The organism is Candidatus Roseilinea sp. NK_OTU-006, assembly GCF_012931985.1.
In the GTDB taxonomy this organism is placed as follows: domain Bacteria; phylum Chloroflexota; class Anaerolineae; order J036; family Brachytrichaceae; genus JAAFGM01.
The window spans coordinates 1-21300 of record NZ_JAAFGM010000040.1; the positions used below are offsets into that span (position 1 = coordinate 1).

Below are 21300 nucleotides of genomic sequence, written 5' to 3' on the forward strand. Positions count from 1 at the left end.
TGATAGGGAAGCGCTCGTCTATGGCGTCGAACTGGCGATCCGGCGGCAGGTCAAACAGGTTGGCCGTGGAAGAGAGGATAAAGCGCCTTACGCCGCGCGCGGTCGCCTCCTCCAGCAGGTTGGCGGCATTGACCAAGTTGTCGCGTAGGTATAGCAGCGGCTTCTCCATGCTCTCGCCCACCAGCGTATACGATGCAAAGTGCATGATGCCGTCAATGTCGGGGTGGTCGTCGAACAGCGCTTTGACGGCAGCTTTGTCAGCCAGATCGCCGCGCACAAAGGTGGCTTGGGGGGGGACGGCTTCGGCATGACCTTGGTACAGGTTGTCGAATACCACGACATCGTAGCCAGCGCTGATGAGTTCTTGCGTGGTGATGCTGCCGATGTAGCCGGCTCCGCCGGTGACGAGTATCTTGTTGAGCGATTTCATGGCGCGATGACTCAGCGCAGGCTCATTGGCCCAGTGCCACATCCAGCGCTTCGCCCAGGCTGCGCACCGGCAACAACTGAAGCGTCTCCGGTGGACGCTCAACTTGGCGCGCGGTTTTGGGCAAGATGCAGCGCGCGAAGCCAAGCCTTGCGGCTTCGTTCAGCCGCTGGTTCAACTGGCCGACGCTGCGGATTTCACCGCTCAATCCTACCTCGCCAACAACCGCGAGGTCCGGTGATGCCGGCACATTTCTATACGCGCTGGCGATAGCGATTGCGCCGGCTAAATCGGCGGCCGGCTCGTCAATCGTCAGCCCGCCTACTACGTTGACGAACACATCCTGGTCGTATAGGCGAATGCCGACGCGCTTGCCCAACACGGCGATCAGCAGAAAGAGCCGGTTGTAGTCGAAGCCGTTGGCGGTGCGGCGTGGCATGGGGTTCTGGGTAGCGCTGGTCAACGCCTGGACTTCTACCAACAGCGGGCGGGTGCCCTCCATTGTGACGGCAACCGTGCTGCCGGGGGCGTGCCGCATGCGTTCGGCCAGAAAGGCCTCGCTGGGGTTGAGCACTTCGCGCATGCCGTCGCCGGTCATCTCGAACACGCCCACTTCGCTGGTCGCGCCGAAGCGGTTTTTCATGCTGCGCAGCACGCGGAAAGATTGAAAGCGGTCGCCCTCCAGTTGCAGCACGGTGTCCACGATGTGCTCGAGCACCTTCGGTCCGGCGATGTTGCCTTCCTTGGTCACATGACCGACGATGAAGATGGCCACATTGTTGGCTTTGGCGATCGCCTGGAGTCGCTGTGCGCTCTCGCGCACCTGGGTGACTGTGCCGGGCGAGGATTGCAGGCCATCTACATACATCGTCTGAATCGAATCCACGATGCACAGCTTCGGCTTCATGGTCTCGATCGCGCTCACAACTGCGTCGAGGTTGGTCTCGGTGAGCAGGTAGAGTTCGCTGTCGCCCACGCCCAGCCGCTCGGCGCGCATCTTGATTTGTTGGGCGCTCTCTTCGCCGCTGACATACAAGGTGGGCCCGACGTGCCGGGCGACGAGTACCGCGCTCTGCAGCAGCAGTGTGCTTTTGCCGATGCCCGGGTCGCCGCCGATCAACACCAGGGAACCAGGCACGATGCCGCCGCCTAGCACGCGGCTGAATTCGCCTATGGGCAACGGCAGCCGTTGGATTGCGTCGGCGCGCACGTCGGCCAATTTCTGCGGCCGAGTGCCGAGCGCGAGGATGCGCCGGCCCGCTGCCGGCTGCTCCTCGACTACTTCCTCGACGAGGGTGTTCCACTCGTCGCATGTCGGGCACTTGCCCGACCAGCGCGCATGTACGCTGCCGCAGCTCGTGCAGACATATTGCGTCTTCAGCTTGGGTGCGGCTGTTTTAGGCATGGCCGCAGTGTAGCACAGATGTTCTGCGTTGAGAGGTTCGAGTGCATTCCCCGCGGGGTGAGGGCATAAGCGCAGGCGCGCCTTGTATACTGACGATGATGGTGCGACAAAAAGGGGCGCTGATTGCGCTCATGGGTCTGTTTGTGGCTTGCGCTTTCAATCCCCAGCCGGTGAACGACGTGCTGGTTGTGCCGAACGTCATCAGCCCGAATGCGGATGGTAAGGATGACCTGGCCCGGATCAGCTATCGGGTCAACGCGCCGGCGCGAATTTCGATCTATCTGACCGATCGCCAAGGGCGGCGCTATGACATTCGTCGCGATGTGGAGCGGCCGGCCATTCCCCGCCCATACGAATATTTGTTCAACGGCATCGTCGAGGATGGCCGCCTGCTGCCTGACGGCGAATACGTATGGACGTTGGAGGCGACGGCGCTCGATGGCCGGACCGCGATGCATACCGGCACGCTCACGATTACAGAGGCCGACTTGCCCTTTCCTAAGATCGAGGAGTTTACCGTTTCGACCAACGTCATCACGCCGAACCGCGACGCGATAGACGACCATGTGTATATCAACGTGTTTATTTCGCAGCCGGCTAAACTGCGCGTGTATGTCATCGGCCCGGATAACTTCCGCTACGACGTGCCGCGCCAGGAGGGACTGTTGCAGCGGCTGCCGGTGGACGAAGTACTGCCTGCCGGTCGTTACTTCTATGACTACGACGGCGGCATTGACCTGGGCGCCGACCCGCCGCCAGATGGACAATATGTCATCGTCGCTGAGGCCGAGGATCTCATCGGCCAGCGCGACGTCGTCACGGCGCCGCTGACGATTGCCGACAGCGGCCGGCCGATGGCCGAGATCGTGTTGCAGCCCAACGGCAACGGCATCGAGTGGTCGGGCGTAGGCGCGACGCCAGAATTGACGATGAAGCTGGGCGACACGCTCTACTTCACCACCACCATCCGCAACGTCAGCAGCACGCCCATCCGCACTGCCGGCCCATTCGACCCCAACGACTGCTACACCATGGAGACCAATCGCTACACCAAGGGCTTTCCGGAAGAGCCTGGGGTGTGGCGTGTGGGGGTGGACTTCGAGACCAACACCGGCGAAGATCATCCCTGGCGCTGGGGCGTAGGCACGCTGGATGATCTGGAAGTCGTCGCGCGCGACGGCGTGAAGTTGTATTACCTCCCGCCCGGCCGACAAGTCGTTGTGCGGGGATGCATCGTGCTCAACCGCGTGCCGGTGCGCAACCCGTTTCGCATCTGGGGCGCGTTGATCCAGGAACAAGTTGAGATCGCGCCTATCAACAGTCGGGTGACGCCAATCCTCGTCACGCTAGTCGAACCGTGATGCTGAAGACAAGTGATTATGCTGGCCGTCGTCATCGTCTCGTGGAACGTGCGCGACTTGTTGCGCGCGTGCCTCGCCTCGCTGATTGCGGATCTCGACGCTGCCGGCGCTCCGCACCGCATCCTCGTCGTGGATAGCGCCTCAACCGACGGCACGCCGGCGATGGTGCGCGCCGAGTTCCCATCGGTCGAACTGATCGCCTGCGAACAGAACATCGGCTACGTCAAGGGCAACAACGTCGCGCTAGCGAGATTAGAGATCGGAGATCGGAGATCGGTTCAATCTCCGATCACCAATCTCCAATCCCAATTCGCCTGGCTCTTAAACCCCGATACGGTTGTGCATCCCGGCGCGACGAAGGCGCTGATGGACTTCATGCAGGCGCATCCGCGCTGTGGGTTGTGTGGGCCGAGGCTGCTCAACCCGGACGGCAGCCTGCAACATGGCGCATTCGCATTGCCGGGTTTGGTGCAGCTCGCGCTCGAAACGCAGCCGGTCTTGTGGCGGTTCCGCAACACCTGGCTGGACGGTCGCTACAACACGGCGCAGTATGAAGGGACACCCTTCCGGATCGGCCACCCGCTTGGCGCAGCGATGTTCGTGCGCGTCGAAGCTATCCGGCAGGTGGGTCTCCTCGATGAGGGCTTCGAGATGTATGCCGAGGAGGTGGACTGGGCGATGCGCATGCGCAAAGCTGGCTGGGAGATCTGGTGCGTGCCGCAGGCGGTGGTGACGCACTACGGCGGAGCGAGCAGCAGCCAGGCCGGCGCACGTGCCGAGCGACTCAAGTGGCGCAGCCGGCAGCGCTACTATCGCAAGCATTACACGCCGCTCAAGCGTTGGTTGGCGATGCGATTGGTGCCGGCGCAATATCGCCAAGCCGGCGATGACGCGACGGATTGAACGCACACGCCTGAGCATCGCCACCGGCAACGCCGTATAGGGTGGGATGCTCGCCGGCGGCGTCGCGGCGCTTGCGTTGAGTATGAGCGAGGCATCAGCGCTGCTGCCGGGCGAGCCATGCGTAGAGCCGAGGGTCGGCATAAGCGCGCGTCCAGCAGTCGTGGCCGGCATCGGGGTAGATCGTCAGCCGGGCGCGCCCGCCGCAACGGCGCAGCTTGCGCACCAGGATGCGCGACTCGCTGGGCGGCACGACCTTGTCTTTTGCGCCGTGAAACGCCCACACCGGCGTATACCGCAAGCCGCACACGCGTTCCGGATAGCCCAACAACCCGTCGAACCCGCCGCAGACCGGGACGACCGCGGCGAAGCGCTCGGGGTGCTCGCTGCCCAGATACCAGGCGCCGTAGCCGCCCATGCTTAGGCCAGTGAGGTATACCCGCGCCGGGTCTACGGCGTGGCGGCGCATCACGTCGTCCAGGAGCAGCAACAACGCGTCGGCCTGCATGATCCAGGTCGTGTGTTCGGGACATTGAGGGGAGACGGTGATGAAAGGAAAGTCGGGCCACTGCTCGACGGCCTTAGGGATGCCGTGCTGCTTGACCGCCTCGATGTTCGAACCGCGTTCGCCTGAGCCGTGCAGGAAGAGGATGAGCGGGAACTTGCCTCGACGCGAATAGTTGGGTGGCAGGTGCAGCAGATAGTCGAGGCTGATGCGGCGCGTGATGCGCCTGGAGAACGTGTGCGGGATTTGGATCATGGTTGGTCCGGCAATTCGAGAACGCGATAGGGATGTACGTTCACGATGAGCGTCTGGCCGAGCTGGGTTTCGCGCGCTTGCATCGGCGCATAGTTGCGGTGTTGGTGGCCGTGCAGCCACAGGCGCGGCTTGAACGCCTTGACCAGCCAGTTGAACGCTTCGAAGCCGATGTGGGCCGGATCGCTCCCGTCGTGGATGCCGCGCAGCGGCGCATGGCTGATCACGATGTCCGCGCCGCGTCCCCAACGCGCCAGCCCCTGCGCCATCTTGCGCGCCAACCAGAACGCGCGGAGCCACTGATCGCTCTGCGTGTATTGGAAAGGCGCAGCAGGTTTGTAGCGCGGGCTGCCCTCTAGGCCCGCCAGCCGCAGCGCGCCCAGCCGGTAGCGCTGCAGGTCGAGGTTAATCCATCCCTCCGGCTCGCGCTGGTCTTTGCGGTCGTGGTTGCCATGCACATAGAAGCAGGGCTTGCCAAGCACCGTCGAGATGTACTCCAGATAGTCGTTGGGCAAATCGCCGCAGCTCAGCACAACGTCCACATCTTGGCAGCGCTCCGCAAGCTGTGGACTGTGGATCCATGCGACGACCTCATCGCTGACAGCTAGCAGTTTCATGAACGATGCACCCAGAATCGAGCATCGAGGAAGGTAGCCCGCGTCGCTTCGTCCTCAACTCGTGATCCTCGATTTCAAGTAGGCTTCCATGAAGGCGTCCAGGTCGCCGTCGAGGACCTCTTCGATCTGACTGGTTTCGTAGCCGGTGCGCGTGTCCTTCACGAGGCGGTAGGGATGCAGCACGTAGTTGCGGATCTGGTTGCCGAACTCGGCGTCCACGTGCTCGCCGCGCAACTGCCGCAACTCGGCCTCACGCCGGCGCTCCTCCAGCTCCTGTAGCCGCACCTTCAAAATGTGCATGGCGCGCTCGCGGTTTTGCATTTGGCTGCGTTGATCCTGGCAAGTGACGACGATGCCGGTGGGGATGTGCTTGATGCGCACGGCGCTCTCGTTTTTTTGGACGTTTTGCCCTCCGGCGCCCTGCGAGCGATACGTGTCTATCTCCAGGTCGTTCGGGTGGATCTCGATGTGGATGTCGTTGTCTTGGATGTCGGGATACACGTCCACGCGGGCGAACGAGGTCTCGCGGGTGTTACCGGCGTTGAACGGCGATAGACGCACCAGGCGATGCACACCGCGTTCGCTGCGCAAGTAACCGTAGGCGCAGTCGCCGGAGATTTGCAATGTGACGTTCTTGATGCCGGCCACTTCTGCGGGGGTGTAGTCAATTTCGCTGGTCTTGAAACCGTGTCGTTCAGCCCAGCGCAGGTACATCCGATACAACATCTCCGCCCAGTCCTGTGCATCCACGCCGCCGGCGCCGGGTTGGATCGTGAGGATCGCGTCGGCGTGGTCGTATTTGCCGGAGAACATTAACGCGCGCTCGGCGCGCTCGAGCGCGGCCTCTAGCACGCGGACTTCGTGTTCCGCGTCGCGCGCTGCCGTTTCGTCACCGCTCTCATCAGCCAGCTCGATCATCACCGCCGCATCCGAAGCGCGTTGCAAGAGCTGTTCGTGAGCGTCCACGCTGGCCTTGAGCGTCGCCATCTCGCGCATGAGCGCCTGCGCGCGGACGGGGTCGTTCCAGAAGTTCGCGTCCGATGTCAGCGCCTCAATCTCGCGAATGCGTCGCTCTTTCGCAGCGATCTCAAAGACGCTCCCGCAGGTCGGCGATGCGCGCCTGGGCGTCCGCCAGCCTGTCTTTCAGTGAGGTGAGCACTTCTAGCATAGCAAGCCCTGATGATAGCAGGAAAGCGGCTCGCCGATATCCTACAATTGCAGCGTTGTGCTTCAGCGTCTGCCTGCGCTCCAACATCGCGATTTTCGTTTGCTCTGGCTCGGCCAATTCGCTTCGTTCGTTGGCTCACAGATGCAACTGACGGCGGTCAACTGGGACATCTTCGCCTTGTTGCGCGGCCGAACGATCACCTGGGAGGTATTGGGCGCGTCGGTCACGCTGGCCGCCGATGCGCTTGGCCTGGGCGCGCTCGGCCTGGTGCGTGTGTTGCCGATCATCGCGTTTGCGTTGATCGGTGGTGCGCTGGCCGATGCGCGCAGCCGACGGGGGTTGATGCTGTCGGCGTCGGTTGCGTCACTATCGTGCGCCGCTGCGCTGACTGTGCTGGCCCTGTGTGGCAACACAGCGGTGTGGCCGATCTACCTCGCTACAGCAGGCATCGCAGCGGCGACAGCGTTTGGTAACCCCGCGCGTCAGGCGCTCTTGCCGAACATCGTCCCGCGTGAACACTTCACCAACGCCGTGAGCCTGAACACGCTGGGCATGCAAATCGCCAGCATCGTTGGCCCGGCCGTCGCCGGCGCGCTGATCGGCGTGACGAACGTGGGCGTGATCTATGCGCTGAATGCCCTCTCATTCCTGTGCGTCATCGTCGCGTTGCTGCTGATGACGTATCGCGATGATGCACGCCATGCGAGTGGCAACGCTGTGAGCCTGCAGGCCATCGGTGAAGGGCTGCGCTTTGTGTTCCGCTCGCCGATGATTGCCAGCACCATGCTGCTGGATTTCTTTGCCACGTTCTTCTCGTCGGCGCGCACCATGCTGCCGATCATCGCTGCGGAGATCTTGCGCACCGATGCCGCAGGGTACGGTTTGCTCTCCACTGCCTCGGCGCTGGGATCGGTGATCGCCGGCTTGGTCACCTCGCTGCGCCGGGAAATCCAACGCCAGGGCGCAGTGCTGATCGGCAGTGTGCTGATCTTCGGCGCAGCGACCGCGCTCTTCGGCATGGCGACGAACTTTGTGCTGTCCTATTTCTGCTTCGCCCTGACCGGCGCAGCGGATACCGTCTCGACGGTTGTTCGCAATATCATCCGCCAGATGCACACGCCCGATGCGCTGCGCGGCCGCATGGTGGGCGTGAACATGATCTTCTTCATCGGCGGGCCGCAGCTCGGCGAGTTGGAAGCCGGCCTGGTGGCGGCAGCGTTCGGCGTGTCCTTCAGCGTGGTGAGCGGCGGCATCATCACTGTGTTGCTCACGTTGTGGGTAGCGGCGCGGTTCCCAATGCTGCGCGGCTATCGGGCTGTCGCACAACCGGCAGGGGCCTGATTGGGCAAAGGCGCACCTCTGCGCATGTCACAAGCCGAGGGCGTATTTGTGGTGCGGAGGCAGGCGCAGGGAGCATCGGCACGGTAGGCGAGAGGGGCGCGGGCGGGTCGGCCAAGGCGTTCCCTTCGCGCCCATCCGAGCGAGGCGCTGGCCGAGCAGGCCCTGGGTAGAATTCGTAGAATGCAACGGTTTTGCCGCCGCGTCTTCTCGCGCGAGAACCTGATCGCGTTGTTGTTGTGCTTGCTCATCCTTGCTTTGGTCGTCGTCTCCGCCGATAGCGCTCCTCAGTGGATCTATCAGGGCTTCTGAATGCTTGCGACCGAGACCTCCCCGCCGGCGGCTACGGGTCGTTGGGTGCTCGACCAAGCGCAGGCGCGCAGCATCGGCTTGTGTGTGCTCAGCGTCCTGGCCGTATACGCCTTGCAACCGGCCATGCCCATCCGCCAGATGGATTTCTGGCTGCCGACGGCTTCGCTTGTGCTGACGGTCGTTGTTTGGGCGGCGACGTCGTCGGCCCTTGCGACACATCGGCGGCCGGATCGGGCGACGTTGACCGACGCGGCGCTCATCGGCGGCATCACGCTGGGGATTGCTGCTTTGCGCTTCGCTGAGCCGCTCAGTATGCTGATCACGCGTACCCCGCCGCCGGCCGTGCTGAGTGTATTGGCAGCGCTGGCGATCGCTGCGCTGCTGGCCGTCGCCGCTGGCTGCATCATCGGCCCACGGCCTGCGTGGACGACGGCGCTGGTTATCGCGCTGGTGGCGTTGTTGTTTGTGCTGAAATACGAGCCACTCACCCAGGCGTTCGCTGCGCTCCTGCGCGTTGCACAAGGTCAATCGGCGGCGCAGGCATCGGCGCTGGACGTGCGCTGGCTGGGGTTCTCTTACATTTGCTTCCGATGGATCGCAGCGCTGCGCGAGCGCGCGTTGGGTCGGCTGCCGGCCATGTCGCTGCGCGAGTTCGTCACCTATGCGGTCTTCGCGCCAGCGCTGATTGCCGGGCCGATTGACCGGCCGGAGCGCTTCCTTAGGGACCTGCGCGCGTCGTTCGCCTTCAACTGGCCCGACGCAACCGAGGGCGTGCGGCGCATTGCCGTCGGCGCGTTCAAGAAATTTGTCCTGGCCGACTGGCTGGCGCTTCTGGCGCTCAACGAGGTCAATGCGGCGCAGGCGCAAGGCGCCGGCTGGATGTGGTTGCTCGTCTACGCCTACGCCTGGCGCATTTACCTTGACTTCGGCGGCTATACCGATATGGCCATCGGCGTCGCGCGCATCTTCGGCGTCCGGCTGCCGGAGAACTTTCACCGGCCTTATCTCAAGCCCAACCTGACCCAGTTCTGGAGCAGTTGGCATATGTCGCTGGCGCAGTGGTTTCGCACCTACTATTTCAACCCGCTCACCCGCGCATTGCGGATGCGCGCATGGGCGGTGCCGACGATTATCTTCGTCGGCCAGGTCACAACCATGTTGCTCATAGGCGTGTGGCATGGCGTCACCTTGAACTTCGCCCTGTGGGGCCTGTGGCATGGGGTTGGGCTGTTTCTCCACAATCGCTGGGCCGACTTCGCCAAGGGGCGATTGACCGCCATGCAGGAGCGACCGCGCTTGCAAGTCGCGATAAGCGCGGCAGGCGTGCTGCTCACCTTTCACTTCGTGGCGCTGGGTTGGGTGTGGTTTGCGTTGCCGGATGCCGCGCTGTCGCTCGGCGTGTTCCGCAAGCTCTTCGGCCTATGACGCTCGACGCTCGCACTGCCCTTCGCATTGCCGTCAAGGCGCTGTCGCTGTTTGTCGCGCTCAACCTCGTCTTTGCGCTGACCGATCCCGTGCCTGCCTTAGGGCGGCTCTCGCTCTACAACGTGCTGTGGCCGGGGCGCGCGCGCTTGCCTTATGGCGATGATCCTGCGCGGGCCTATAACCTGAGTCTGTTCGATCTCAACGCCATGTTCGCTTCTCACGAGTTGGCGGGCGCGCCCAAGCGCGCGGATGAATTCCGCGTGTTGCTCATGGGCGATTCGGCCACTTGGGGCTGGTTGTTGCGCAACGAAAACACCCTGGCCGGTCAGCTCAACGCCATGCGCCTGAAGACTGCCGATGGGCGCATCGTGCGCGCCTATAACCTCGGCTATCCGATCATGTCGTTGACCAAAGATTTGCTCATGCTCAGTCGCGCCGTGGCATACCAGCCTGACCTCGTCGTGTGGCTGGTGACGCTCGAATCTTTCCCGGCCGATCAGCAACTCGCACATCCGATCGTGCAGCACAATGCCGAGGCGGTGCGCGCGCTGATCGCCGAACATCGTCTGCGCAGCCGCCCGGACGATCCGGCCCTCCTCGCCCCCACGTTCCTTCAGCGGACGCTCGTCGGGCAACGCCGCGCGCTTGCCGATTGGCTGCGCCTGCAGACCTATGGCGCGCTATGGGCGGCGACGCGCATTGACCAGCACATCCCGGAGACCTACGAGCCGGCGCAGCGCGATCTGGACGCCGACCGGTCGTTCAAGGGATTGCTGCCGCCGACGTTGCCAAAGGACGCGCTGGCGTTTGATGTGCTGGATGTTGGCATGCGCATCGCCGCCGGCGCCGGTGCGCGCGTGCTCGTCGTCAACGAGCCGATCTTGGTCAGCACAGGGCGCAACAGCGACGCACGTTACAACTTCCTCTACCCGCGTTGGGCCTACGACCAATATCGCGCGCTTCTGCGCGACCATCTGCAATTGCGCGGTGTGGACTATCTTGACGCCTGGAACCTGGTGCCGCAGACGGAATTCACTAACAGCGCGGTGCACCTCACGCCGGCGGGAGCGCGAATGCTGGCCGAGGCATTGGCCAAAGTGATTGTCGGCCGAGGATAATAGCCGTATGATGGATGAGGCAATTGCAGCGCCTATAGCGGAATACATCGCCGGCGCTATCCTGAAGAACCCGAAACGCGCGATCAAGCCGGATGAGCCGTTGATCTCCAGCGGCCTGATTGACTCGTTCCACCTGGTTGACCTGGGTCTGTTCGTCGAGGATAAATTCGGCGTGCGGATTGACGACAGCGAACTCAACGCCGACACGTTCGACACGCTCAATCAACTGGTCGCCCTGATCCGGTCACGGCAATGACGACCTTCGCGCAAGTCCTGGCGCGGGCTTATGCGGACGCGCCGGAGCGGCCGGCCGTTCATCTGCAATTCGCCCGACGAGATGACGTGACGCTCACCTATCGCGACCTGGCGGGCGGCTCGGCTGGCTTTGCCCAGATGTTGGCTCAGCACGGCGTCGGGCAGGCCGACGTGGTCGTGATCATCCTGCCGCATGGCGAGCCGTTGGTGTATGCGTTCTGGGGCGCGGTGTTGCACGGCGCAGTCCCTGCGATCCTGCCGCCGCTGACCGAGAAGCTGCTGCCGGAGCGCTATCGCAAGGACCTGGCTTCCCTCATCCGGGTGACGCGGCCGCGCGCGATCGTCACCTATCCCGATTTTGCCCGCGAGGTCGAATCGGCCATCGAGGCGTCGGGCGTAGCCGGCGTCGCGCCTATCGTGGTCGGTGAAGTCACAGCGGTTGTGCCCGATTTCGCCTCGCTGGGCGGCATGAAACGTAGCGAAACTGATATCGTGCTGCTACAGCACTCATCGGGGAGCACGGGCCTGCAGAAAGGCGTCGCCTTGTCGCATCGCGCCGTGTTCAATCAGCTTAACGCCTATGCCCCGGCCATCGGGCTGAATGAACGCGACGTGATTGTGAGTTGGCTGCCGCTGTATCACGACATGGGCTTGATCGCGTCGTTCGTGATGCCGGTGTTGCGGGGCGTGCCGCTGGTGCTGATGTCGCCGCTCGATTGGGTGCGCGCGCCGGTCAAACTGATGCAAGCCGTGGCCAAATATCACGGCACGCTCACCTGGTTGCCGAACTTCGCCTATAACTTCTGCGCCACGCGCATCCGCGAGCGCGATTTAGACGGCACTGACCTGTCCAGCCTGCGCGCGGTGATCAACTGCTCGGAGCCGGTGTATCACGCCAGCCATCAGGTCTTCTTGCAAAAGTTCAAGCCCTATGGACTGCGGGCCGAGGCGCTTGCCACATGCTACGCCATGGCCGAAAACACATTCGCCGTCACGCAGAGCGACATCGGCGCGCCTATTGCGCGCAATGCGGGCGGCGGCATCGGCAACGCCGGCCAGCTTTCCTCGGGCCGTCCGCTGCCCAACGTGCGCATTCGCATCTTGAGCGAAGATCGGCGAGACTTGCCTGAAGGTGCCATCGGCGAGATCGCCTTGCAGAGCGACTGCATGTTGAGCGAGTATTACCGCCGCCCGGATGCTACTGCTCAGGCGTTCTTCGAGGGCTTCTATCTCACCGGCGACCTGGGTTACATGCTGGATGGCGAGGTTTACGTCACCGGCCGCAAGAAAGACCTGATCATCGTCGGCGGCAAGAATGTGTATCCGCAGGACCTGGAGCAGTTAGCCGGCGAGGTGCCCGGCGTGCGCCCGGGACGCGTGGTGGCATTCGGGGTGTTCAACCCGGAGTCCGGCACCGAAGATGTGGTGATTGTCGCCGAAGCGGAAAGCGAAGATGCCGACGCGCGCGCGTGCGTGGCTGAAGCGGTCCGCCAGCATGTGACGCGCAATTCCGATGTGGCTGTGCGGCAGGTGGTGATGGTGGACGCGCGGTGGTTGATCAAAACCAGCAGCGGCAAGGTGGCGCGCAGCGCGAACAAGGAGAAGTATCTGGCCGAGCAGCAGGCGCGAAGCGCTCCTTCACTCCCATAGCGCAACCAGTTCACGCTTCAGCCGGTCGCGTTGGGCGCGATAGTCCGCTTCGGCGATTTGGCCCAGGGCGAACTTGTCGTCCAGGTCAGCGATTTCGCGCAAAAGGATCTTGCGGCGCAGGGGAGCAGCCGCCTCGGCTGCCCGTTGGGCGCGTGCGCGGTTTGCGACGAAATAGACAAAGCCGAGCGTCAAGCCAACAGCGATCAGGCCAAAGCCAATAGCGCGCGGATCGGAGCCGGGCGCCGGCGCCGCCAATGGCCGGCCACGTAGCTCGAACGAGAAGGTCTCGCCGGCTGCCAGCGCCTTCGGGCTGAGAAATACGCGCAGGTCGCCGCTAACCAATCGCTGCACCCCCTGGTCGGTCAGCCCACCTGTCACCGTGAACGGTGTGCCTGGTCCGTTCACCTCTGGCACGATCACATCGGCGCGCTGGACGGGGTAGAACACGCGCCGCTCGAAGGTGCGGCGATCGCGATAGGGTAGATCATAGAGCATTGCGATCTGCGCCGAGCGCAGGCCGGGCACCACGACGTCGCTATCGTAGATCACCTCGCCATCCTGGAAGAAACGGCTGCCTAGGCCCAGGCCGTCGAAGCGCAGGTTCTGCGCGTCCTTCGGCGCGCTGATCTTGAGCGTGCGCCGTTTGTTGTTTGGACCTGCCTCGCCAATGTAGGCGCGGTCGCTGATGTTGTCGAATAAGTAGTACTCGACAATCTTTACCGTGTTCTCCGTGATGTCTTGCACAAAGATGTGCAGCTCGTTGATTTGGATCGTGCTGGGATCGGTGGTCGTCTCGAACACCGGCAGGATGTCGCTGATCAACCGCGTGCCGGTAATCGGGAACTGCATCGGCGCGGCATAGAACCGGCCGTTGTTGTAGTCCAGCTCGGCTTGATAGAAGTAGTCGGTGCGCGTCGGCAAGCCGTCGAACGAGACCTGCCCGGCCTCGTCCAACGTCGCCGTGCGTGAGAAGACTTCGCCGGCTGTGTCATACACGCGCAGCGTCACCGGAAGCGCGCGAATGGGTGGACCGTTCGGCGTGCCGTTGACTGCCCGCAGGTTGATGACGCCGTCCCCGGTGATGGCTGCGGAGCGGATCGCCGCTGGGTCGGCGTAGCGATAGCCCAGGGTGCGCACGAAGTCGGCCACTTGGAAGCGTTGCGCTTCATCCAGGTCAATGCCGGTGTGTGCGTCGCCGCGCAGCATCAGATTGGCGATGTCCAGCAGCGAATGCTCGGCCAGGAAGCGCGGGGTGTTGAGCGCGCGACGGGCGTCGCCGACTGGCGTTTCGCCGGTGGCGCCGTGGCACGCGGCGCACTGGGCCTGATAGCGCTGCTCGCCGGCCTGGATGTTCTGCGGCGTTGTGCCCAGCGCCCAAAGGTAAGCTTGCACATCCCAGCGCTGCTGCGCGCTGAGCGAGCCTCGAAAGGGCGGCATCAGATTCTGGATGCGCCCGTTGGTGATCACGTTGTGCCAGTCGCGCGGACGCGCCGTGCGGAAGCGCGCCGGCTCCACAAGGCTGGCGACGACCTTGCCCTGTGCGCGAATCTGTGCGGCGCTGGGGCCATCGCCCTGGCCGGTGTTGCCGTGGCAAGCCGCGCATTTCTCCGCATAAATGGCCGCGCCGGCGGCGGCGTCAGGCGGCTGAAGCGGCGCTGTTTCGCCGTCGGCAGCGATAGTCGGCACCGCTGCCGGCGTCAGCAGCACTTCCACCGGCAAGGTCGGGCGGCTGGACATCGTGCAGCCGACCAGCGCCATCACAGCAACGTTGACGAGAAAACCTAAACTGCGCCTCATGGGTTAATCGCTCGGCCGAATTTGCTCACTCCGCACTCGCCACGGCTTCGGACTGCCGAGGCTGTAGGCGCCGTCCGCATTGCGAGCAGAACTTATCATCGGCGCCGACCACGCGGCTGCAACTCGGGCAGACGGCCCGGGCCGGCGCGCGGCCATCGGATGTGGCGACCTTGCGCAAGCGCGCGACTTGCGCCTCGATCTCTGCTTCCACATCTGTAGCGCCGTGCTCATCGGCCAGTTCGGCCAGCTCGCGCAAGATTTGCGCGCCTCGGGCCACGCGCGCCTCGCGCAGTCGTTTATAGTCTTCCGCGCTGATCTTGCCAGTGTGGTAGTCGAAGTCCAGCTCGCGGATGGCGCTGATGACGGCGCGGCGCTCTTGCGCCAGCGCCTCGCGCCGGCTGGGCAGCTCGATGGCCGGCGTTTTGCGATCGAACAGTGGCAGCGCCACGACCAGCGCCACGATGATCAACAGGGCCAGGCCAAGCAGAAGAGTTCCAAGGGACAACATTAAATCGAGTTGAGAATGTGAGTTGCGTCGCAGTCTGAGCGTTTAGCCCTTCATAGGTGCTACTCGGCCAGCAACGCCTCGATCTTAGCGATGAGCTGCGCTTCGGTCAGGGGTGCGATGATGACTTCGCGCACGACGCCGTTTCGGTCTATGAAGAATGTCTCCGGGACGCCGGTGATGCGATAGGCGCGGGCGATGCGCTGCTGCACATCCAGGCCGTTGGGGTAGGTAACATCGTACTGTTTCAGATACGCCAGCGCCGGCGCCTCGGTGTCCAGGTAATCTATGCCGAGGAAGATGACGCCGCGATCCTTATATTTGCGATAGACCGCTTCTAGGGCGTCAGCTTCTTTGTAGCACTCCACACACCACGAAGCCCAAAAATTCATCACCACCACCTGGCCGCGCAGGTCGCTCAGTCGGATTTGCTCCGGCAGGCCCGCGCGGTAACCCGGGTAAAGCGCCAGGGTGAAATCGGGCGCCGGCGAGCCGGGCTTGGGGCGCGCGCCTTGCTGAGACACCAGGTTCAGGGCGATCGCAAACACCCCGGCAATCGCCACGATACCCAGCAGGATGCCCGCGACGATCAACGGTTTGCCGCCTATCCCATGCACGCGCGATGTCTGGCGGGCGACCGAAGGCTCGTCAACCATTGCGCCTCACTTCTTCTTCGAGCGCTGACACGAACGGGTCCTCTGCAGGGTCGGCAGCGGCGACGTCGGTCAACGGGTTGTGGCGCGCCGCGCGCAACATCACTGCGCCGGCGGCGAGCAAGAACACCAGCGCCGCGCCAACCGGCGCCGCCCATAGTGGCGCAGTCACGCCAGTCTTAGGCGGCTCTTGCAGCACGGTGGGGCCAAAGCGCGCTTGGAAGTAGTCCAGCACTTCCTGGGCGCTCTTGCCCATGTCGAGCTGGGCTTTGATCTCCGCCTTCCACTGTGCGCAGGTCTCGGTGGGGCAATCGGCCAGGTTGCGTCCCGCGCATGTTGGGCAGTTCAACTGCTTAGCGATGCGATAAGTGGCTTCATCCGGCGCAGGAACCTGCGCGATGATGGGCCGCCCCACAAGACATACCACAACGAAGAGCAGGCTGATGAGGCGTAAAGTGTGAACGGCGAAACGTAGCATCGCATTTACCTCGCCGGCACGCCCGCACGGATTGCGCGCTGCGCCACAGCCGGCGATGTCACTGTCTCGCGTTCGGGCGCCTTCCAGAAGCACACCACGAACCCGAGGATCATGACAATCCCGCCGACCCAAATCCAGTTGATCAGGGGGTTGATGTAAACCTGGAACGAAGCCGTTGCGCCGCCGTCTTCCCACGCCGCCAGCAGCACATAGACTTCGGTGTTGAATGTGCCGCTGATGGCGGGGATCGTGGCGGTGTGTTGTTGCACCGGGTAGTGATCGCGGTGAGGGAAAACCGCGCCCAGGACGCGACCGTCTTTGGCCGACGTGACCAGCAACATCGCCTGGATCGTCTGACAATCGTTGAATTCGCAGGGCACAGGGCGGATGCCGCGATAGGTGAACGTGTAGTCGCCCACTGTGAAGCTCTCGTTGAGTTTCACGGCCGGCGTGGTGATGGTGTCGTAGCCGTAGAACCCCTTGCCGATGACGCCAATGGCCAACAACACCACGCCGAGGTGCACCAGATAGCCACCGTAGCGTCGCTGATTTCTCTGTGCTAACCGCACCAGCGCCAGCGGCGCTGGCTCGTTCATGCTATGCATGCGCGCCCGCGCGCCGCGCACGTACTCCATCACCGTCTGCGCCAGGGTGTAGGCGCACAGGCCGAACAATAGCAACGGGACCGGCTGAGTCGCGCCGGCGGCGAGCAAGGCGACCATGACCGCGGCGGCGAAGGTCAGCGGCCCGAGCATCTGCCGGCCTACGGCAGCGCCGTTGGACTTGCCCCACGCCAACAGCGGCGCCACGCCCATCAGGGCGACGAGGGCAGCCAATTGTGGCCCAACGGTTTGGTCGAAGAACGGTGGGCCTACTGTAATCTTTGTGCCGCTAATGGCCTCGCTCAAGATCGGGAAGATTGTGCCGATGAACACGGTGAAAGCCGTGCTCAGGAAGAGCACGTTTTGGATCAGGAAGATGCCCTCGCGCGAGAAGGCCGAGTCGAGCTTATTCTCGCTGCGCAGCACGTCGAGGCGCGTGAGCCACAGCGCAGCGCAGGCAGTGAGGATGACGACCATGGCGCCCATGAAGAACGGCCCAATGTCGCTGGCGGCGAAGGCGTGCACGCTGGTCAGCAGACCGCTGCGGATGAAGGCCGTCCCGAAGAACATCGAGGCGAACGTCAGCATCATCAAGAACACATTCCAGTTCTTGAACATGCCGCGCTTTTCTTGGATCATGGCCGAGTGGAGGAACGGTGTAGCGATCAGCCAGGTGATCAGCGGCTTGTTCTCTGAGGGGTCCCAGCCCCAGTACCCGCCCCAGCCGAGCACATCGTGCGCCCAGCGGCCACCGAGCAGCAAGCCGGCGGTGAGGAATGCCCACCCCACCAGCGTCCAACGGCGCGATGAACGTAGCCACAGGTCGTCGCTGCGGCGGGTGATCAGCGAGGCGATGCAGAAGGCAAACGGCACCAACAGGCCGGTGTAGCCGGCGTAGAGCATCGGCGGATGGATGATCATGCCGGGATGGCGCAGCAGAGGGTTCAGCCCCCTGCCGTCCTGTGGGGGGAAGTCGGTGCGCACGAAGGCGTTGGCCAGGAACAGCTCCAGAAAGAGGAAGAAGCCCAGCACCAGCGCCATCGTCATCGTCACGTAAGGCAACAGGGACTTATCGCCGGCGTCTTCCCAATCGCGCACCATGGCGGCGGCGACGAAGGCCGACATGATCAGACACCAGAACAGCAAGGAGCCGTTCTGTGAGCCCCATAGCGCGGTGATGCGGAAGAACACCGGCGTGGCGCGGCTGGATACGCTGGCGACGTATTGCACGCCGAAATCGTGCGTGAGCAGCGCATGCCACAGCCCCAGGCATCCGATCAGCACCAGGGGGAAGGTCATCAACGCCGCGATGCGCCCGCTCTGTACCAGCCGGTCGTCGTTGCGTTGTGCGCCCAACGGGGCAACCACGGCAGCATACAGACAGGCGACGAAGGCGAAGATGACGGACAAATGGCCCAGATCAGCAAACATGAACTTTCAGGATTATATGCATCCTCGGCCGCGGATGATAGCGCTCAAGGCTGAGAGGTTGCCGAGAATGCGCGCAGGGGGGTGTAGATGGCGCCGCGCGGATCGAGCTGGCTTTTGTAGAGCGTGATCTGGGCGGGTCGGAGATGAACAGGGCGCTCCTCGGCCAACGGGTGCACGTTGTGGGGAAAGGTGTCGCGCATCCGGCCCAGGGTGATGTGCCCACGGAAAGGGCGTGTCTCCGGTGTCAGCCCGATGGCGGTTGCGCAAGCCTCAGCCAGTGCGGTCAGCGCATTGAGCGTCGTGTCGGTTTCGACCAAGCAGGCGATGAGGCGCGGATGCGCAGGATGGGGGAAGAAACGGGGCGAGGTCACGGCGAGGGTCCAAGGTGTGGGTCGGGGGATCTGTGCCAACCCCTGGCCAAAAGCATCGCCGTAGTGGTCTGCTTGCGCCGGCGTGATGTCGCCGAGGAAGCGAAGGGTGAGGTGCAGATTGTCTGCGCGCACCCAGCGCACGTGGCCCGCCCAGGGGGTATCGCGTAGCCGGCGAAGGTGTGCGGTGAGGAAGCGCCGCGCGTGATCGTCGAAATCCAGCGCGAGGAAGGCGCGCAGGGCGGGCTGGCTGATAGGTCGCATGACGGGATTTTAGTTTGGCTGAGCCATGCGCATTAGACGGACGAAATAGGCTGTCATTAGCCTGGGCCTTAACATCTCCTTGAGCTTTGCTCGCTATCATCGCAATTGCCATGAACTGTCCACGGCTCCTCAGGCCTGCTTTGGTTTGTTTGACGGTTACGGCCTTGTTTGCGGAGACCGCGTTCGCGCATGGGCTTTCTGCCTCTCGCGTGTCCAGACATTCATCTGTGCAGACATCGCTACAGTCTGTGCATCGATTAGCATCACTCGCATCGCGGACGGCCACACGGCCATTGGTGCTGCGTGCGCAGGCGTCCGATCCTGCGCTGGTTGATATAACCTCAGACCGTGAGGTGGCGGTTGCTGATAGTGATGGACCGGAAGGTCGAATTGTGCTGACAGCCACTGTTCGAGATGCCGCGGGGCAGCCGTTGGCCGGGATGCCTATAAGCTGGCGACTAGACAAGGCGCTGCGAGTTGATCCAGAGGAAGGGGACACCGATGCGTCAGGTGTGATCTCCGCCACGGTGACTGCAGCGGAGGCGTTGTCGTCGCCGGTGCGCCTGGTAGTGAGTGGGTCAGGTGGCGAGATTGAGTTCGACGGGGGCATCTGGATCGCATTTGTGCCGCCTGAGCCGGTGGAAGTGGTGGGCAATGTAATCTTAGAAAGTGATGCAGTGATCACTCGAAATTTGGATATTGATGGCGATTTGATCATTCGCCAAGGAGCCGTGGTTACACTGACAGGCCAACGGGTGATCACGGCAAGCAACATCGTGATCGAGAGTGGCGCCCATCTGAGCGGAGATGGCACCGGTCATGAAGCCGGGCGCGGTAGTGGAGCCGGAGCATCGCAGCAGGAATCGGCAACAGGTGGTGGCGGATACGGCGGCATTGGTGGCCAGGGCGATCCCTATCCTCCCGATGGCCCCCCTGCTTGGAATGGGATAGCTTACGGCAATATCGCTGCACCTGATCGGCTGGGCAGCAGCGGTGGAGTGCGAAGTGCTGATGTGACATGCCCAGGTCGTGGGGGGGGAGCTATCAAACTAGTCGCTCGGTATGTCATCACACATGAGGGTGTGATTTCTGCGAATGGTGGTGATGCGCGGGCGGACAGTGCATGTGGAGGTGGTTCAGGTGGAAGCGTGTGGCTAGTAGCCACACGCCTGTATGGACGAGGAGTCATCGAGGCGAAAGGCGGTGCAGGCGCGAGCATGTCCTACAACGGGGAACTGTTGCGCGGCGGCGGTGGCGGTGGTGGGCGAGTTGCGATCGCCGGCATCTACGGAGAAGATGTGATGCCGGAATACGAGATCGATGTGACAGGGGGAGCTAATGGCAAGTGGGTCTCTGAACCCGGCACTTGGCTACATGTGTTGCCCGTAGATGTTGAGACATCCCATCTGAGCGTAGATGGATTAGCGGTCAGCTACGCGGATGATTCACGCTCCCATCATGTGCGAGTGCGAGGACAATTGCGCAGGTCAGATGGGCGTCCTGTCTGGATGCGTCCCATGTGGGCACGCGTCACCGACGCATCAACCGACAACTGGCCGCTGGATGGTGTCTGGCTGAACGACAACGAGGTGGGGTGGTGGAACACAGGAGAGACGTACCTTGGCCAGACAGATCACGAGGGGAATTTTGAAGTTCACGTTGCATCTGCCCGGCCAGGTGTGTTTGCATTAGAGATGCGGACTGTGGACGGCGTGTCCTTGGTCCCTACGCTGTATGTCACTTTCACACATGGTCCGCCCGCGCAAATGGATCTGTGGCTGGTTGGCTGGGACACTGCCACGACAGCGGTCATCAGCGGCATGCTCACAGATGAGTTGGGGCGACCAGTAAGCAATCATCGCGTTGACTTCATCAGCACCCCAGAGCTCAGCGTTGAGCCGGAGAGCACCTGGTCTGGGGCAGATGGACGCTTCACAGCAACAATACTCCTCAATTCGGCGAGCAATCAAAGTGTGCATTACGTGACCGCGACGGCGGCGAGCCTCAACGGCGCGGAGTACGTGACGTCCTCGCTGTCCGTCGAAGTTGCGCACAACCTGCCTGCAGAAGTGTACTGGGATATTGTTTCTGAAGGCACTCACACTGCCACGGTCGTTGGCGAAATCCGGGATGCGGCAGGTCAGGTGGTGACTCGGCCGCACCGTGTTGACTTCAGCAGTAGCTTAGGTCTGAGAGTTGAGCCGGAAACAACCTGGTCTGGGGCAGATGGACGCTTCACGGTGACTGTGTCCACCGTCGATGACTCGAGCTATGCGAGCTACTATTACGTAACAGCGACGGTGATGAGCCCTAACGTCACATCCCAAGTCACTCTCCGCCTCGGCTATCCTTTGCCCGCGCAGGTGGATTGGTCGCTGATCCAGTCGTCGGAGATCTTCACAGCCTTCGCCGTGGAAGGTGTGCTTAAGGATCAGTTTGGCGGACCGATAAGTGGTCATCGGGTTGACC

19 protein-coding genes and 2 pseudogenes are annotated in these 21300 nt (G+C 62.9%); 10 read left to right on the forward strand and 11 right to left on the reverse strand.

Annotated features, from left to right (window positions below; all coding sequences use genetic code 11):
* Both GXH28_RS14150 and radA read right to left on the reverse strand, forming a co-directional pair.
* A partial coding sequence (locus tag GXH28_RS14150) for an NAD-dependent epimerase/dehydratase family protein (RefSeq protein ID WP_169239681.1) occupies window positions 1–430 on the reverse strand: 430 nt, incomplete at its 3' end.
* Between the two features lie 22 nt (window positions 431–452).
* Window positions 453–1832 carry a DNA repair protein RadA gene (radA, locus tag GXH28_RS14155; protein WP_169239682.1) on the reverse strand — a complete coding sequence of 460 codons (1380 nt, stop codon included), beginning with the start codon at window positions 1830–1832 and terminating at the stop codon, window positions 453–455.
* Window positions 1833–1927: 95 nt separating this feature from the next.
* Between radA and GXH28_RS14160 the strand changes: the two genes are divergently transcribed.
* A complete protein-coding gene (locus GXH28_RS14160; protein WP_169239683.1) occupies window positions 1928–3193 on the forward strand; it encodes a gliding motility-associated C-terminal domain-containing protein in 1266 nt (421 codons plus the stop codon).
* Window positions 3194–3211: 18 nt separating this feature from the next.
* A complete protein-coding gene (locus GXH28_RS14165; protein ID WP_169239684.1) occupies window positions 3212–4096 on the forward strand; it encodes a glycosyltransferase family 2 protein in 885 nt (294 codons plus the stop codon).
* 94 nt (window positions 4097–4190) lie between these two features.
* Here the strand turns inward: GXH28_RS14165 and GXH28_RS14170 are convergent, their stop codons facing one another.
* From GXH28_RS14170 to prfB, 3 genes are all read right to left on the reverse strand, one after another.
* The gene (locus tag GXH28_RS14170) at window positions 4191–4853 is read right to left on the reverse strand and encodes a carboxylesterase family protein (protein WP_169239685.1); all 663 of its coding nucleotides are present in this window, start codon (window positions 4851–4853) and stop codon (window positions 4191–4193) included.
* Complete coding sequence (locus GXH28_RS14175) at window positions 4850–5467, reverse strand: metallophosphoesterase family protein (protein WP_169239686.1); 618 nt, start codon at window positions 5465–5467, stop codon at window positions 4850–4852. Before GXH28_RS14175 ends, GXH28_RS14170 begins: the two co-directional genes overlap by 4 nt.
* Window positions 5468–5521: 54 nt before the next feature.
* A protein-coding gene (gene prfB / locus GXH28_RS14180) for a peptide chain release factor 2 (RefSeq protein WP_445082661.1) occupies window positions 5522–6635 on the reverse strand; the annotation gives its coding sequence in 2 pieces (ribosomal slippage) (window positions 5522–6556 and window positions 6558–6635; 1113 coding nt in all).
* Window positions 6636–6692: 57 nt separating this feature from the next.
* Here prfB and GXH28_RS14185 point away from each other — a divergent pair.
* The 6 genes from GXH28_RS14185 (at window position 6693) to GXH28_RS14205 (ending at window position 12733) form a co-directional block, all read left to right on the forward strand.
* Window positions 6693–7976 carry an MFS transporter gene (locus tag GXH28_RS14185; RefSeq protein WP_169239688.1) on the forward strand — a complete coding sequence of 428 codons (1284 nt, stop codon included), beginning with the start codon at window positions 6693–6695 and terminating at the stop codon, window positions 7974–7976.
* Window positions 7977–8156: 180 nt separating this feature from the next.
* Window positions 8157–8285 carry a hypothetical protein gene (locus tag GXH28_RS16685; RefSeq protein ID WP_255464584.1) on the forward strand — a complete coding sequence of 43 codons (129 nt, stop codon included), beginning with the start codon at window positions 8157–8159 and terminating at the stop codon, window positions 8283–8285.
* Window positions 8286–9710 carry an MBOAT family O-acyltransferase gene (locus GXH28_RS14190; RefSeq protein WP_169239689.1) on the forward strand — a complete coding sequence of 475 codons (1425 nt, stop codon included), beginning with the start codon at window positions 8286–8288 and terminating at the stop codon, window positions 9708–9710. It abuts the gene before it with no gap.
* A complete protein-coding gene (locus GXH28_RS14195) occupies window positions 9707–10828 on the forward strand; it encodes an SGNH/GDSL hydrolase family protein (RefSeq protein WP_169239690.1) in 1122 nt (373 codons plus the stop codon). The genes GXH28_RS14190 and GXH28_RS14195 overlap by 4 nt, the downstream gene beginning before the upstream one ends.
* A 7-nt stretch (window positions 10829–10835) precedes the next feature.
* Entirely contained in the window at window positions 10836–11084 is a 249-nt protein-coding gene (locus GXH28_RS14200) for an acyl carrier protein (protein WP_169239691.1), read from the forward strand.
* Window positions 11081–12733, forward strand: coding sequence for an AMP-binding protein (locus GXH28_RS14205; protein WP_169239692.1), 1653 nt, complete (start codon window positions 11081–11083; stop codon window positions 12731–12733). Before GXH28_RS14200 ends, GXH28_RS14205 begins: the two co-directional genes overlap by 4 nt.
* On the opposite strand, the gene GXH28_RS14210 is transcribed toward GXH28_RS14205, so the two are convergent.
* Genes GXH28_RS14210 through thpR form a run of 6 tightly spaced genes read right to left on the reverse strand, consistent with a single transcriptional unit; the run spans window position 12722 to window position 18831 of the window.
* Window positions 12722–14530 carry a c-type cytochrome gene (locus tag GXH28_RS14210; protein WP_169239693.1) on the reverse strand — a complete coding sequence of 603 codons (1809 nt, stop codon included), beginning with the start codon at window positions 14528–14530 and terminating at the stop codon, window positions 12722–12724. The genes GXH28_RS14205 and GXH28_RS14210 overlap by 12 nt on opposite strands.
* A gap of 25 nt (window positions 14531–14555) precedes the next feature.
* Window positions 14556–15038 carry a zinc ribbon domain-containing protein gene (locus GXH28_RS14215; protein ID WP_169239694.1) on the reverse strand — a complete coding sequence of 161 codons (483 nt, stop codon included), beginning with the start codon at window positions 15036–15038 and terminating at the stop codon, window positions 14556–14558.
* Window positions 15039–15097: 59 nt separating this feature from the next.
* Window positions 15098–15691 (reverse strand): TlpA family protein disulfide reductase, encoded by a 594-nt coding sequence (locus tag GXH28_RS14220; RefSeq protein ID WP_169239695.1) that lies wholly within the window; start codon window positions 15689–15691, stop codon window positions 15098–15100.
* A complete protein-coding gene (locus GXH28_RS14225) occupies window positions 15684–16166 on the reverse strand; it encodes a cytochrome c-type biogenesis protein (protein WP_169239696.1) in 483 nt (160 codons plus the stop codon). The genes GXH28_RS14220 and GXH28_RS14225 overlap by 8 nt, the downstream gene beginning before the upstream one ends.
* Window positions 16167–16171: 5 nt before the next feature.
* Window positions 16172–18199: a heme lyase CcmF/NrfE family subunit gene (locus tag GXH28_RS14230; protein WP_169239697.1), complete on the reverse strand. Its 2028-nt coding sequence runs from the start codon at window positions 18197–18199 to the stop codon at window positions 16172–16174.
* Window positions 18200–18243: 44 nt separating this feature from the next.
* Window positions 18244–18831, reverse strand: coding sequence for an RNA 2',3'-cyclic phosphodiesterase (gene thpR, locus GXH28_RS14235; RefSeq protein WP_169239698.1), 588 nt, complete (start codon window positions 18829–18831; stop codon window positions 18244–18246).
* 440 nt (window positions 18832–19271) lie between these two features.
* On the opposite strand from thpR, the pseudogene GXH28_RS16995 reads away from it, so the two are divergent.
* Both GXH28_RS16995 and GXH28_RS14240 read left to right on the forward strand, forming a co-directional pair.
* Window positions 19272–19349: pseudogene (locus tag GXH28_RS16995) on the forward strand (hypothetical protein); the annotation flags it as partial.
* A 9-nt stretch (window positions 19350–19358) separates the two neighbouring features.
* Window positions 19359–21300 (forward strand): annotated as a pseudogene (locus tag GXH28_RS14240) (hypothetical protein); the annotation flags it as partial.

Coding starts and splice junctions, on each gene's coding strand:
- radA (WP_169239682.1), bottom strand. CDS start 1,832: ATGCCTAAAACAGCCGCACCCAAGCTGAAGACGCAATATGTCTGCACG.
- GXH28_RS14160 (WP_169239683.1), top strand. CDS start 1,928: ATGATGGTGCGACAAAAAGGGGCGCTGATTGCGCTCATGGGTCTGTTT.
- GXH28_RS14165 (WP_169239684.1), top strand. CDS start 3,212: ATGCTGGCCGTCGTCATCGTCTCGTGGAACGTGCGCGACTTGTTGCGC.
- GXH28_RS14170 (WP_169239685.1), bottom strand. CDS start 4,853: ATGATCCAAATCCCGCACACGTTCTCCAGGCGCATCACGCGCCGCATC.
- GXH28_RS14175 (WP_169239686.1), bottom strand. CDS start 5,467: ATGAAACTGCTAGCTGTCAGCGATGAGGTCGTCGCATGGATCCACAGT.
- GXH28_RS16685 (WP_255464584.1), top strand. CDS start 8,157: ATGCAACGGTTTTGCCGCCGCGTCTTCTCGCGCGAGAACCTGATCGCG.
- GXH28_RS14190 (WP_169239689.1), top strand. CDS start 8,286: ATGCTTGCGACCGAGACCTCCCCGCCGGCGGCTACGGGTCGTTGGGTG.
- GXH28_RS14195 (WP_169239690.1), top strand. CDS start 9,707: ATGACGCTCGACGCTCGCACTGCCCTTCGCATTGCCGTCAAGGCGCTG.
- GXH28_RS14200 (WP_169239691.1), top strand. CDS start 10,836: ATGATGGATGAGGCAATTGCAGCGCCTATAGCGGAATACATCGCCGGC.
- GXH28_RS14205 (WP_169239692.1), top strand. CDS start 11,081: ATGACGACCTTCGCGCAAGTCCTGGCGCGGGCTTATGCGGACGCGCCG.
- GXH28_RS14210 (WP_169239693.1), bottom strand. CDS start 14,530: ATGAGGCGCAGTTTAGGTTTTCTCGTCAACGTTGCTGTGATGGCGCTG.
- GXH28_RS14215 (WP_169239694.1), bottom strand. CDS start 15,038: ATGTTGTCCCTTGGAACTCTTCTGCTTGGCCTGGCCCTGTTGATCATC.
- GXH28_RS14220 (WP_169239695.1), bottom strand. CDS start 15,691: ATGGTTGACGAGCCTTCGGTCGCCCGCCAGACATCGCGCGTGCATGGG.
- GXH28_RS14225 (WP_169239696.1), bottom strand. CDS start 16,166: ATGCTACGTTTCGCCGTTCACACTTTACGCCTCATCAGCCTGCTCTTC.
- GXH28_RS14230 (WP_169239697.1), bottom strand. CDS start 18,199: ATGTTTGCTGATCTGGGCCATTTGTCCGTCATCTTCGCCTTCGTCGCC.
- thpR (WP_169239698.1), bottom strand. CDS start 18,831: ATGCGACCTATCAGCCAGCCCGCCCTGCGCGCCTTCCTCGCGCTGGAT.